We start from the raw sequence: 13,714 nt of genomic DNA on the forward strand, positions 1-13,714 counted from the left end.
ATACTCTCGGCGATGGATAACAAGTTGGCCGGGAGGGAACCATGAGCAAGAAGAATCTTAGATTGGCGGCAGTGGGCATCGTAATGCTGGCGGGACTTATTGCGGGATATGTCGAGTCCGCGATGGCGCAGGGCAAGATGGCCGAGGAAGTTTACAAGAACATTCAAGCGCTGAAGGGTGTGCCGGCCGAGCAGGTGCCCATCACCATGCAGTACTTCACCATGGCGCTGGGCGTTACCTGCGGCAACTGCCACGTGTCGGGGGCCAACGAAAAGGACGACAAGGAAGATAAGGTGATGGCACGGAAAATGATCAGCATGGTCCTCGACATCAATAAGGGCCACTTCGCTGGACGCGGCGCCATCTCCTGCTACACCTGCCATCGCGGCAACCGCGCGCCCGTGGGCACTCCCGTGCCGTCGGAGGCCGCACGGCCCACCACCGTGACTGCCGTGCCGGAAGGCGTTACCGCCGACCAATTGCTGGCGAAGTTCGTCGCATCCATGGGCGGCGATGCCGCCATCGCCAAGATAACCAGCAAGTCCGCCAAGGGCATGCGCGAGGACGCCGCCAATTCCCCGGCGCCTATCGAGATGTACTCGAGCTACCCGGACAAGGGCGCGCTGGTGGTGCACATGGTCGGCGCGGATGACATCACCGGCTACGACGGCGACGCGGGCTGGACGGCGAATCCTTCGCGCGGCGTGCGCGACATGATCGCGCAGGATACCCAAGGCACCAAGCTCGAAGACCCCATCTATCTTGCCGCCAACGCCAAGAAACTCTACACGGCGTGGCGCGTGGGCCGTCCGGAAAAAATCGGCGACCGCGAGGCGTATGTGCTGAACGGGACTGCTCCAGGCCGCGCGCCGGTGCGCCTCTACGTTGATCCGCAGGCAGGCACGCTGCTGCGCCTGATCCGCTACGTGGAGACGCCGGTGGGTCGCCTGCCCACGCAACTCGATTACAGCGACTACCGCGACGTGACGGGAGTAAAGGTCGCACACAAGATCGCCTCCATCCGCCCACAGGCGCGCAACACCATCACGCTGACTGATGTGCAGTTGAACACTCCAGTGGACGCGGCAAAATTCGCCAAGCCCGCCAACCCGCCGGCGCGCTAGTTTGGCGGTACGATGTAGCGAGAAGCTCCTCCCCTCAGCGTGCCCTGAGAGCGAGGAGCTTTTCCTTTTACAGTTTCCAGAGAGGAATAGGATGGGCAGAGGCGGGATGAAATTTCCGCCGCGCCAGTTACAATAGAAAGCGGAGGAATGGGTGAGTGGTTGAAACCGGCGGTCTTGAAAACCGTTTGCCTCGAAAGGGGCACGGGGGTTCGAATCCCTCTTCCTCCGCCATTATTCGGCAAACTTAAAGCAGAGCCGCGATGGAACATCTCGGCGCGCCGTGGACCGGGAGGGAGCGCACACGTTCGACGATTGTCAGTGATCGTCAAACGTGTGCGCTCCCTCCCGGTCGCGGCTCTGTTCACGCTGCACAATCGAAAGTAGGTTTAGAGCAAGGCGTCCTCGAGCGGCTTTGTTTTGTGCTTTGGTGGCTTGCGGCGGATGTCTTTTTCGACGCGAGTGGGCGGCGGAGAGCCGAGGGCTTCGCGGGCTTGGCGGCGGGTTTCCTTCAGGGCGCTGAACTTCTTAGGGCGTTTGAGTTTTGAGGGCATCGGCGATTACCTCAATCCGCGAGCGGCGAACTAAAAGCAGATTCCTCGCTCCCGCTCGGAATGACAATCTGGGGCACTCTAAGACAACTTGCCGCCTCCGGGCGCAAAGAGAAACAGCCAGCGGCGGGGGCCTCTGGCTGTTTTCTTAATTCCCTTTCAGGATCGCTCAAAAAATTTCCGGACTCTCCACTCGATTCGTGAGAGAACGCACTCGGGCTCGCTTAGCCCAACCTACATCGACGCGCGCGCGTCCTTCACCTTGGGTGTTGAAATGTAGCCGGTGATGCGATCCTTTAGCACTTTCTGGACCACAATCTCCGTCGCTTGGCGCTGCCCTTGCAGGTAGAACTGAACGGGCTCGAATGGGTTCTTGTCCTTCTTCTCGACAGTCTTGTCATCGGCGGTCAGCGCGAGCGTAAACTTCTGACGCTTGTCGTCGGTCTTCTTGAGTTCGAGTTGCACGCTGCCCACCTTCTGGCGCTTGGCCTTCTTGGTGATGTCGAACTCGATGTAGTCGCGCTCGCCGCGCAGCCGCAGATCGGAGAGATCCGAACCCGTGCGCGCGATCAGATCGCTTTGTACGCCGAGGTCGCCGACCACGCGCTTCAACTCCGCCTTGGTGGCGTTCAACTCCGCCTGCGTGGACCTGACTTCTGTCTTTACGCCGGTAACATCCGTTGCGAGATTGCCCAGGTTGCCCTTGGTGGCTTGCTGATCCTGCGACAACTGGCCGAGCTGATTGGAGAGCTGCGTCGCGTTCTCCTGCGTGGCCTGCTGCTGACGGGCCAGCTCCGCCGCCGCCTGCCGCGTGCGAGCCAGATCGCTGGCCGTGGCGCCCAACTTGTTCCTGGCATCCGCGATTTCGCCCTGCAGATCAATCTGCTTGGTGTCGGCTGCCTTCAACCGAGTGTGCAGTTGCTCCAGTCCCTTGTCCTGCAATTGATTATCTTCTTCCAAGCGGGCCACTAAACTCACCAACTGGTCATTCACGGACTTGGTGTAGCTATACTGCAAATACATGCCAGCCGCCATCAGCACGGCTAGAACTGCCAGCGCGAGATTCGCTTTGTCGCCGCCGGAGCGCGCCGGAGGCGGCGTGGGGCTCTCCGAGCCGGACGCGCTGCCAATATTTAGATTTGGGGAGATGCTCATTTTCTCTTGCTCCTGTATCTTTTTCGGAAAATTAGTTTTGCCTCTATTAGCAAACTTTCATCTGCCCTCTCCACGAAAAGATCATTAGGGCAATGGGGATGGAAATGTTTGTGGATGACGGCCCAAGCTCTCGTCAGGGAGCGGGCCAGCCACCAAGCCTGTTTATGCCAGACACCTCCATAATAGCATCGTGATAACTGGCTCTGTCAATTGTTTGACGAAGAAATTTGCGGAAGTGGGGTGCCGTACAAGATATGGAAACGCAGCGCAGGGAACCGCCTGTTTGGCGAACGGTCTCCCGCGCAATCTCTCGACGTAAGGACTACTGCACGCCTACTGTCCAATGGTAACGCGTGCGATGCCGTTAACTCCGCTGGTGGCCATCCACAGGTCTTTGCCGTCGGCGGTGTGGCTCATGTTGCGCACCACGCCGCCGCCGGATGGAATGATCCAGGTCTGGAACTTTTCCGACTTGGGATCAAAGCGCACCACCGTGTTCGGCTCCACACCGCTTTCGTTGTACCAGATGACGTCCTTAATCGCCTCGATGCCGTAAGGCTGCGACTCCGGCCCACTCGGCGACGCCCACTCTTTGGTGGTGTGCGTCTTCGTGTCAAACCGGCCCAAGTAGCCGCGCGCGTAATCGGCGAACCAGATGGCGTCATCGCTGGTGATGGCGATGCGCCGCGGCCGCGCGCCCTCGGCGGGCAGGGAATATTCCTTCAGCTCCATCGTCACCGGATCAATGCTGGCCAGCCGGTTCCCGCCAAACTCGCAGACCCACGGCGTGCCCTTCGAATCCACTACCATCCCATAAGGATTGGAGCGCGGCGTGGGAAAGGAAACCAGTTTCACTTCACCGGTTTTCGGATTGAGGCGACCCACCATGTTGGCGCCCTGCAACGAGAAAAACAGATTGCCGTCCGGCGTGAAGATCGGCGTGTGCGGATCGCGCGCCTTGGGGTCGGGCATCTTGTATTCGGTTACCTTACCCGTCTTGGGATCGAGTTTGCCGATGGCCGCCGCCGAGTTCGCCGTGTACCAGATGTTGCCTTCCTTGTCGTTGATCAGCCCGTGCGGGCCGTGTTTCTCGGGCAGAGGAAATTCCGTGAACTTCTCGGTCTTGGGATCGAAGCGCCCCAGCACGTTGGCGCGCTGGCCGGTGTACCAGGCCATGCCATCCGGCGTCACCAGCGGGTCGTGCGGACGCGAACCCGGCGTGGGCACCTGCCACTCCTTGATGCTGATCTCGACGCTGCCGGGAAGCAACTTCGGCTTGGGCGACTTGTTGGGAAACGCCGCGGCCAGATAGTCCACCACCATGGGAGCTTTGTTGGCGGCCAGCGGCGAGCCGAGCCGGATCATGCCCTCGACGATGCGCTCCCACTCGACGCGCGTGTTGCCGGCGCGCGCGATGCGCGACAGCGCGTGGCACTGCACGCAGGATTCTTCGATGAATGCCCGCGCCACGCCCTCCGGCAGCTTCACGTCTAGGGCCGCGGCATTGGCGCCCGCGGGGGCAGCCGGGGCGCTCGCCGGAGCACGCTGGGCCTGTGGCGCCGCATCGGCAGCCGGAGCCGCCGCCGGCTCGGGAGCCTTTTCGGGAGCCTTGTCTGGGAAATTGCTGGCGAGATAAGTTGCGATCACTGTTTTGTCATCGTCAGTGAACATGGCGCCCATGCCGACCATCTGGTCCACCAGAGCTTGCCAGCCTTCCAGCGAATCCTTGTGATTCACCACGCGATTCAGATTGTGGCAAGTGGAGCATTGCGTCTCCACCTCGGCCTTGCCCGGCCCGTCGGGCAAGTCCTGCGCCATCGCGCCCGGAGCCAGCACCGCCAACGCCAGGGCCAAACTTAAAGCTACGCCCCACTGCAAAGAGATTTTCACCATACATCCTCCCGAATTCCCGCACCAAAATGTGGCCCCGTATGCCCCCGATTGTAAGCCCCCGCAGCGCCCCCGCGCAAGCCGTTTCCTGACCACGTGCCACGCGCGCGGCTCTGTCACGCAACACCATCACGCCCTGCACTGGCACATTGTGAACGTGCGCGGCGCCCTACTCCCCGCGCTGCTCCTGGATCGCCTGCGCCCGCTTTCTCAGCGCGGTAGCCTCCTTCGTCCGCCCCAACTCCTGCAACACCGCCGCAAGGTTTTTGCATACCAGCGCAATATGAGGATGGTCAGGTGGCAGCGACTTTTCGCGGATGGCCAGCGCGCGGCGGTAGAGCGGCTCGGCTTGGCTGTACGCGCCGCGCCCGTTCAAGTAGAAGCCGGTCTGATTGAGCAGCAGCGCCGCCTCCACAAACTCAAACCCCAGGTTTTCGATCCAACGGGCGCAAGCCAAAGCCTGCGGCAGCATCCGCTCGCATCGAGACCAATTCTGAAACTCAGGCATCGGGAAGGCTGCGTCCACGGCCCGCACGGCCCGTTCCGCATAATTCCGCCGGTCCTCCTGCGTCATCCTATCGCGAATAACGGCTTGCGCAATCCTGTGAATGCTGTAGGCGCTGGCACCGGTGCTCCTGCTGATCAGGGAATATTTTCGGAGCGGCGCGAGCGCTTCATCCAGCAAGAGCGGGTTCTGCTGGTAGTCCGCCAGAGCCGCCCCCAGTGCGGAGCCAACCTGCGCAGCACCGCCGGTAACCAGCTCGAACGGGATGTCATCCGGCGCGAGGAAAGCGCTCACCCGCAGCAGCTCCGCGGCTGGCGGAGTCTTTTCCACTTCTCCAAAGTTTAGCTTCCAGGTGGTGGCCACTAATTCAGAATAGCCTCCGGCAACCGGACCACGATCATTCAGTAGAGCAACTCCACGATTGCGATAGGTCTTCAGGTAATCCTGGAACGTAGACTCCTTGGCCACAATGTAGGCCGCGGCCTGCTCCAATGCCAGCGGCAGATAGCCTAGCTCTTTGGCCAAATCCCGCGCGGCCTCCTGCTCCTTCTCCTGGCTTGACTGCCGCGAGGTGCGAGCCAGCAGGAAGTCCAAAGCCTCGTCTGGCTCGAAGTCTCCAAGGGAATGCGTTGTAACATTTCCCAGTGCGTCAAGAATGCCGGGGCGGGAAGTGAGCAGAATCGCGCCTTTGATTTCAATCGGAAGCAATGGCTTGATGAGTTCGGGCCAGTCCGCATTGTCAAAAATCAGGAGCCATCCGTCGTTTTCGCTTAACCAGCTCGTTACCGCATGGCGGACCACAGTCTGGTCCGAAGAATCGCTGCCGGGCAGTTCGAGCATTCGCGCGATTGTCCCGAATCCCGAATTGATGCTTTCCTCCGAGGAGGCTCGCACCCAGAGAATCGCGCGATAATCATCACGGTGCCGATAGGCGTATTCCGCCGCCGTTTGTGTCTTGCCCTTGCCGCCGAGACCTGTGATCGCCTGCTTCCTGATCCCCTTGGTGATGAAGTTTTCATGTAGGGTGGCGAGTAGTTTCTCGCGTCCTGTAAACCAATCGGTTCTTTGTTGCGGCACGATAAAGAACTTTTGGGGGACGACGAAATCTTGTTTGCGTTCTCTTGGTTGTAGATGCGGCTCCGGTCCCAGCGGGGGCTTTGGGGTGGCGTGCTTACCTTTTAGGCGGCGCAACAGGAGATCGAACCCCTCTTCTGTCGTTGGGTTGTAATGGTTAACCCCTTGAAGAACAATTGGAATGTGTTTAGCGTCATCAGCAGTGAATACCACCGGAATGAACTTCGTGTTGCGACCTTGAGAATTGTACAATTCCTGCGTAATGATCGCGCCTTCCCAGGTTGCTCCCAGGCCTTTCCCTACTTCTTCTTTTTTCCGAAATCGCCGGAGATAAGTCTCGGTACAAATCACCAGGACAAATTCGGATGCCTCGATCTCATCCTCCATCCATGTCGGCCAGCCTTCCGGCGGGGAGTCGATATATTGATCGATCATGGCGTCAACATTGTTGTCGCGCAGCTTTTTGGCAAGGGCAAGCACTTGATCTTGGAAGGCAGTATCCCCATGTGCGTAACTGATGAATACGCGCTGTGCGGGACTGGGTTTCTCTTGGCTCAATCGCAACCTCGCATCAAACAAGCAGACAGTATCATAGCCCACTGCGCGGCGCAGCGCACCCGCTCGCCAATCGCTCGTAGTGGGTCAGTTCGCCGTCAGGGCACGACTTCAGTCGTGCCGAAAATGTGCCGCAAGAAAACGCTTCCTCACTGCCGTAGGCGTAAGCGCAGGCGCGCAGCGCCACAGCGCGGATCATTGCCTTTGGGATTCGCGCGGATTGTACAGTGGTGGCGCAGGCATTCTTGCCTGCGGGGTTTGAAGTGCTTTTATTTTGGCGGGCTGGAATGCCTGCCCTACCAAAAGACGCAGGCAGGAATGCCTGCGCCACCCATATGCCTGCATCACTGCTACAAACGAAGGATGATTTCGGCGGTCGGGGGGTGAGCCATAAATTACCCTCACGGCAATTTGTCAACCACTTTGCAAATGGGAAATAGGGAGCGCGAGTGAACAAAGCGCGACTTGCAAACCGCGAATTTTGTCAAATTGGAAAATTTGGATTCTTTGGGCAGAAAGGCGCAGGGATAATTGAAAGGAAAGTTGCTGCGGGCGCTCTGCCTGTCCCCATTCTCCGACCCCAATCCCCTGGTTTGTCAATCTGGTCAGAGTGGTCAGAACCGTGAAAATTTGCACTTTGGGCTGGGCCGACGATTTGGTCGCGCCAGCCGCTCACTTTTAGGGTGACAAGAAGCATTGAAACGGTGGGAATCGGTGTGCTACTCTGAGGGCCATTTGCAAGCCCGGGTCTGTCTTCTGAAATGCGCTGATCATCTGGAATCCCCTGAAGGGGGCGACCTGTGGGCAGGAGGGAGCAGTCATCATGAAAGCTTATCTGGGGAAGGACATCCGTAATGTGGGCGTGGTCGGGCACGGCGACTGCGGCAAGACCTCGCTGGTCGCGGCGCTCCTGCAGGCCGCCGGGATCACGCAACGTCTGGGCCGCGTCGATGACGGGACCACTATCACCGACTTCGACGAGGAAGAGCACGAACGCAAGGTAACCATCTCCACCGCGCTAGCTTATGTGGAATGGGCCACGCCGCTCGGGACGTCATCCAACACCCTGCCAAATAAGGCCAAGATCAACCTGCTCGACACGCCCGGTTACAACATCTTCATCAATGACACGCTGGCCACTCTGATCGCCGCCGACGCGGCCTTCGTGGTGGTGGATGGCGGCCACGGCGTGGAAATCCAGACGGAGAAGGTGTGGGACTTCTGCGACCGCTACGAGCTGCCCCGCGCGGTGGTGATCAATCGTCTGGACCGCGAGCGCGCCAGCTTCGAGCGCGCGGTCGAGAGTGTGCAGTCCGTGTTTGGGCGCAACGCCGTGCCGGTGCAGCTCCCCATCGGAGCGGAGAAAGACTTCAAGGGCGTGGTGGATTTGGTGGCCATGAAGGCGTGGACGTATAGCGCCGCGAACAATGGCAAAGGCACTGCTGGCGACATCCCCCCGGACATGAAGTCCGCCGCCGAAGAGGCGCACAGCAAACTGGTGGAGCTGATCGCCGAAGGCAACGACGCGCTGATGGAGCAGTTCTTCGACAAGGGTACGCTGGAGATAGCGCAACTCACGCAAGGCTTGCGCGACGCGGTCGTCTCGCGGCGGTTGTTCCCGGTGCTGTGCTCGGCGGCGACGGCGATGACCGGCGCGGATCAGTTGCTGAACTTCGCCGTGGACTACTTCCCGTCGCCGCTGGATCGCGGAGCCGCGAAGGGCCGGACCGCCGACGGCAAGGAAGTCGAGCGCAAGATCGCCGACAATACTCCCGTCTCCGCATTTGTGTTCAAGACCTCCGCGGATGTCTTCGCGGGACGCATCACGTATTTCAAAGTGATGTCCGGCGTGATCGCCAATGACGCCAACCTCACGAACTTCAATAAAGCCGGGGCCGAGCGGCTGGCGCATATTTCGATCATGCAGGGCAAGACGGCGACGGCAGTGCCGGAGTTACATGCGGGAGACATAGGCACGGTTGCCAAACTGAAAGACACGCACACCGGCGACACGCTCGGCGACAAGCTGCCCGATAAGACCGCCGCGATCCTGTACCCGCCCGTGGCCATGCCCGAGCCGTCCATCAGTTTCGCCATCGCCCCCAATACGCGCAATGATGAGGATCACTTGAGCGGCGCGCTGCATCGCATTCTGGAAGAAGACTTGTCGCTGCGCTTCTACCGCGATGCGCAAACCAAGGAGTTTCTGCTGGGCGGATCGGGTCAGCAGCACATCGAAGTGATTGTCTCGAAGCTGAAGAAGCGCTATCACGTCAACGTAACGCTCAAGGCGCCGAAGGTTCCTTACCGCGAGACGATCACTGGCAAGGCCGATGTACAGGGAAAGCACAAGAAGCAGTCGGGCGGGCACGGCCAGTTCGGCGACTGCAAGATCAAGATGGAGCCGCTGCCGCGCGGCGGCAACTTTGAATTCGTCAATGACACCTTCGGCGGCTCCATTCCCAAGAATTACATTCCCGCCGTGGAGAAAGGGATTGTGGACTCCGCCGCGCGCGGATATCTGGCTGGCTTCCCCGTGGTCGATTTCAAAGTGATTGTCTACGACGGCTCGTATCACGATGTAGACTCGTCGGAAATGGCCTTCAAGATCGCCGGATCAATGGCCTTCAAGAAAGCGATGGAGGTGGCCAAGCCTGTGCTGCTGGAGCCGGTGATGCACGTAGAGGTCTATGCGCCTGACCAATATTCCGGCGACCTGATCGGCGACATGAACGGTCGTCGCGGACGTATCCAGGGTATGGAGACGCGCGGTCACTCGCAGGTCCTGAAGGCCCAGGCACCCATGTCCGAGATGCTCACCTACGCCTCGCAACTCACCGCCATGACCCAGGGGCGCGGCACGTTCCACATGGAATTCTCGCACTACGACATCGTGCCCGCGCAGATCGCGGGAAAGATTGTCGAGGCCTACAAGGCTTCACGCGCCGGTGAAGAAGTGGAAGTGGAAGTCTAGCGCTCGCGCAACTGACTTGTGTGGCCCGCACGGCAGTGCCGCTGCCTTGTTGTGCCAGGTGGTCGCTTCAAACGAGCGTTCCCGCATCAGGGTGTTTCACTTGCTGGTTGTCGCAATCAATGTTAACTTACACAGCGGATTGGTAGTTGTTCCCATCTGCGTAATCTGCGGATGTTCCAAACTATGGTTGGCAAGACGATCTCCCATTACCGGATCGTGGAGCTGCTGGGCGGCGGCGGGATGGGCGTCGTCTATCGGGCGGAGGACTTGACGCTCGGCCGCATGGTGGCGCTGAAGTTTCTCTCGGCGGAGTTGGCCGCGGATCGCCAGGCGCTCGAGCGTTTCCACCGCGAGGCGCGCGCGGCCTCGGCATTGAACCATCCCAACATCTGCACCATTGAGGAGTACGAAGGCCAGCCCTTCATCGTGATGGAACTGCTCGATGGCGCGACGCTGAAGCACGCCATCGGCGGGCGAACAACTGTACGAGTTGGGCGCGCAGGTGGCTCAACAAGTCGGTGGTGTACACAGCAGATGTTCTCACGAACATCTGTTATTTATTGGCAGCAAAAACGGTCGAATTCTATTGATGTGAGCCGGGGGAAGGAGCGCGAGAACCGAATAGTGTAATGGGGAATTTCAGCTAACGAACCATGAGCTTGAAAGTGTAAGTTTGACCATCGCCCAAAACAAGCCTGGCGTCTGACGCTGTTGGAGTTCCGGTACAGCAACTTGTATTTTGGAAGTTAACCTGATACAAGCTTACGGCTCCGGGAGAAAGTCCGGCGTAAACAATTTCCATTTCCGAACTTCCTACCAGCAAACGGGGTTTGGTCAGTAGCAGGTAAATGTCGCCAGGCGGAGCAAACTCGTTTATGGGTACAAACGGGGTGGTAGAGCCAAGGCCGGTTCCCCACAAAAGGTAATACTCGCCGCACACAAGTGGTTCACCCGGCGCAAGCAAGCGGTACTGGCTGTCCTGCACCAGGGTTCTTGCGTTTGGGTCAAAGACCTGGAATATCCCGGGGAACGAACTTGTGATTCCCAAGGAACTTGAGGTGTTAGATATCCCTTCTCGGTTTACAGTTATTCGGGTTGCGGTTCCTTCAATGTCCGGAACCAGAAAATTAACCTGGTTGGGAGAAACGAAATGGAGTGGCGCCTCTTTGTCACCAGAACTGCTAGTAACAAACACTCTCACGCCACCAAGAGTGGTGGGGAAAGGGGCGGTACTGGCGTGTTCGGTGCTGTTGGCTAGGTCACCCCACAAAGTCATCCAAGTTCCCGGTGCCAAGTTGGTTGCGGTAGCGAAACTAGCTGCATTGGTAATAGCGGTAATGTGCGGAGCGCCTACAGGAACAGGGAACACTTTGTATGTGAATAGTCTGCCGTCGCTGACTTTCTGGACCAAGTACAGGAGCGGACCAGAAGCAACCATTCGTTGCATCTCTCCTTGCGGGGCGTCCAGGTCTGTAAGCAGGGTTTCCACAATTTGGCCAGAAAGACGGATCAAGCCTCGCACCCCGGGACGCAAAGTTGTTATGAAGTAAAGCGGTCCATTGGGGACCCCAGCAAGGCTAATAACATCGCTAACCGTTACGTTTCCAACCCGGCCGTTGGTTACCAGCTTTTGCTCTAATGTATCCGGGTTTAGAAATTGGCTAACTTGCAGCCCACCAGAATTGGTGTAAGCCACTGTTGCTGTTTCATTATATACTGCAATGGCCGTAATATTCTGAAAGCCGGACAAAACGACTTTAGTTTCTCCCCACGTACCGTTGAACACGACACTAATGCGGAGCAGAGTACGGTCAGTTTCATTTACAACGTAGGCATATCTGGTATTGACCCCAACCAAGACTAAGCGTTTGTTTTCGCTCAATCTAATCCGGTAAATCACTTCCAGAATGGGACTACTTCCGGCTGGCAGTTCAAAAATTCCTTGGTAAACATTTGTTGGGTCGTCTGTGGGTTGGTAGTAGGCTCCTAAAACTATTCGACCAGAACCTTTTTTAAACCCCAGACATCCAAGAAAGTACCAACTGTCTCTGGCTTATTGCGGTAAGTTATTGTGTCGCTTGTTCCAAAGAGCCTAATAGGTGGACCAGGAAGACCGCGCCCTTTGACGTACAGGGTAGAGTTGTAAGTCGAAGAACTAGTTGGAGTGTACTTAACATAATGTACTCCACCACTGCTCCCACAGGCTACAGCAGCCCTTGCTGATTGTGGGAAACGCCCTTGGAATGGGGCAATTAGGTAAGTGACTCCGCCTAAAGCGCTTTCATTACTCTGGTCTAAAAGTTCTGGCGTGGCAGCAATTCTGGGATCCCAGTGTTTAAGGAATAAGCCAGAATTGCTGCAAAGGCCGCCTTCGGTAAAAGGTGGTCCCGGATCATCGGCTGTGAAGGTTTCTGCCGGCAATGCAAGTAGCTGTGGTGAAAAACGGGAATCCGGAACTCCCTGCAGGGTTGTTAATTCTGCCCTGACTTTCGGAGACAGGGCTGCAACCAGTACTAACAAAAGAACCAATCCGCTAGGTTCGGATCTCATGTAAATGATATTATCTCATGGTTAGTCAGCCGCGTTATCCTGTTGAATAGAATTATTCAAATCCATCAGGGTATGCAGGCTACTATCTGGCAGCGCCCAAATGATCAATGCATGCACGCGTCGTCATTCCCAATTCACAACGAGAGTGGAGAGCCATGGCCTTGGTCCTCGCCGGAGCGACCGCCGGAGCAAACGGTCCCGCGCAAACGCTGATTGCAGAGAAGGGCGGCCGGGAGGTGGGTTTTCCATAGGCCCGCTTGCTGACGCCCGCGGCACTGTCACGCAGCATGGATGGCGGCGGGCTTGTAGCGGTGCACGTGAATTTGATTCTCAGTGGCGCGGTGGACGGCCAGGTCGTATGCCAACTGCATGCGCATCAGGTGGTCCATTTTGGGGCCGCAGGCCTTTTCGATGCGCAGGGCCATCTGCGGGCTCAGGTCGGTGCGCTCATTCAACAGCAGCGACAAGGCTTGGCGGCTGACTTTCAGAATGCCGGCGGCCTCCGAAACGGATAGTTCTAATGGCTGGATAATCTGGCGTCGAATGATGCCGCCGGGATGCGGCGGATTTTTCATAGCCATGGATTGAATGCTCCCAATCGCTGGGCGTGTCCGCTTGCTTACGCGCGCGGCTCTGTGGCACGGCGCCGGTTATTCGCGACCGTCGTCGATGACGTGGCCGTCGCGCATTGTGATGATGCGGTCGCTGAAGGCGGCTACTTCCGGGTTGTGGGTGATCATCAGGATGGTCTGACCGAACTTGCCGTTCAATTCCTGGAGCATGTTCAGGACTAGTTGAGAAGTCTCGGTGTCGAGCGCGCCGGTGGGCTCGTCGGCGAGGAGAATCTTCGGCTTGTTGACCACGGCGCGGGCGATGGCCACGCGCTGCTGCTCGCCGCCGGACATCTCCAGCGGGCGATGGTTGATGCGTTGATCGATGCCCAGCAATTTGAGGATCGAGTTCAGATGATCGTTGTCTACGCCATTACCGTTTCCGGCAATATGGCCAGCCAGCGCGATGTTGTCGTAAGCGGAGAGAGTCGGCAGCAGGTTGAAGCGTTGGAAGACGAAGCCGATCTTCTTCTTGCGCATCTCGGTGCGTTGGGCTTCGCTCATTTGCGCGAGGTCGTCGCCGTCCACTGTTAGCTGCCCGCCGCTCGGCTGAGTCAGTCCGCCGATGATGTGCAGCAGGCTGGATTTTCCGCAGCCGGAGGGGCCAACGATGCTGACGAACTCGCCCTGCTCCACGCTCAAGTCCACGCCGCGTAGCGCGGGCACGTCCACCTTGCCCACGCGGTAGGTCTTGCGCAATTGTTCGGCGTGAATGATCTCAGGCAAGA

Annotated in this window: 10 protein-coding genes and 1 tRNA gene; 4 read left to right on the forward strand and 7 right to left on the reverse strand. The window is 58.3% G+C overall.

Annotation, left to right across the window (positions count from 1 at the left end; all coding sequences use genetic code 11):
- Nucleotides 1-41 precede the first annotated feature (41 nt).
- On the forward strand, nt 42-1,124 hold the full coding sequence (locus EXQ56_01865) for a photosynthetic reaction center cytochrome c subunit (GenBank protein ID MSO19201.1): 1,083 nt from the start codon (nt 42-44) through the stop codon (nt 1,122-1,124).
- Nucleotides 1,125-1,265: 141 nt separating this feature from the next.
- Nucleotides 1,266-1,355, forward strand: a tRNA-Ser gene (locus EXQ56_01870).
- Nucleotides 1,356-1,906: 551 nt separating this feature from the next.
- Here EXQ56_01870 and EXQ56_01875 read toward each other — a convergent pair.
- The 3 genes from EXQ56_01875 to EXQ56_01885 all read right to left on the reverse strand — a co-directional run bounded on the left by EXQ56_01875 (nt 1,907) and on the right by EXQ56_01885 (nt 6,854).
- Entirely contained in the window at nt 1,907-2,827 is a 921-nt protein-coding gene (locus EXQ56_01875; GenBank protein MSO19202.1) for a hypothetical protein, read from the reverse strand.
- 333 nt (nt 2,828-3,160) lie between these two features.
- The gene (locus EXQ56_01880) at nt 3,161-4,720 is read right to left on the reverse strand and encodes a cytochrome C (GenBank protein ID MSO19203.1); all 1,560 of its coding nucleotides are present in this window, start codon (nt 4,718-4,720) and stop codon (nt 3,161-3,163) included.
- Nucleotides 4,721-4,886: 166 nt separating this feature from the next.
- A complete protein-coding gene (locus EXQ56_01885) occupies nt 4,887-6,854 on the reverse strand; it encodes a tetratricopeptide repeat protein (GenBank protein MSO19204.1) in 1,968 nt (655 codons plus the stop codon).
- 820 nt (nt 6,855-7,674) lie between these two features.
- Between EXQ56_01885 and fusA the strand changes: the two genes are divergently transcribed.
- Both fusA and EXQ56_01895 read left to right on the forward strand, forming a co-directional pair.
- On the forward strand, nt 7,675-9,825 hold the full coding sequence (fusA, locus tag EXQ56_01890) for an elongation factor G (protein ID MSO19205.1): 2,151 nt from the start codon (nt 7,675-7,677) through the stop codon (nt 9,823-9,825).
- Between the two features lie 183 nt (nt 9,826-10,008).
- Nucleotides 10,009-10,455 carry a hypothetical protein gene (locus tag EXQ56_01895; protein MSO19206.1) on the forward strand — a complete coding sequence of 149 codons (447 nt, stop codon included), beginning with the start codon at nt 10,009-10,011 and terminating at the stop codon, nt 10,453-10,455.
- A gap of 13 nt (nt 10,456-10,468) precedes the next feature.
- On the opposite strand, the gene EXQ56_01900 is transcribed toward EXQ56_01895, so the two are convergent.
- From EXQ56_01900 to EXQ56_01915, 4 genes are all read right to left on the reverse strand, one after another.
- A complete protein-coding gene (locus EXQ56_01900; GenBank protein MSO19207.1) occupies nt 10,469-11,707 on the reverse strand; it encodes a hypothetical protein in 1,239 nt (412 codons plus the stop codon).
- A gap of 110 nt (nt 11,708-11,817) precedes the next feature.
- Complete coding sequence (locus EXQ56_01905; protein ID MSO19208.1) at nt 11,818-12,345, reverse strand: hypothetical protein; 528 nt, start codon at nt 12,343-12,345, stop codon at nt 11,818-11,820.
- 308 nt (nt 12,346-12,653) lie between these two features.
- Nucleotides 12,654-12,950: an addiction module antidote protein, HigA family gene (higA, locus tag EXQ56_01910; GenBank protein MSO19209.1), complete on the reverse strand. Its 297-nt coding sequence runs from the start codon at nt 12,948-12,950 to the stop codon at nt 12,654-12,656.
- Between the two features lie 75 nt (nt 12,951-13,025).
- Nucleotides 13,026-13,712: an ABC transporter ATP-binding protein gene (locus EXQ56_01915; protein MSO19210.1), complete on the reverse strand. Its 687-nt coding sequence runs from the start codon at nt 13,710-13,712 to the stop codon at nt 13,026-13,028.
- Nucleotides 13,713-13,714 lie beyond the last annotated feature (2 nt).

This window comes from Acidobacteriota bacterium (genome assembly GCA_009691245.1).
In the GTDB taxonomy this organism is placed as follows: domain Bacteria; phylum Acidobacteriota; class Terriglobia; order 2-12-FULL-54-10; family 2-12-FULL-54-10; genus SHUM01.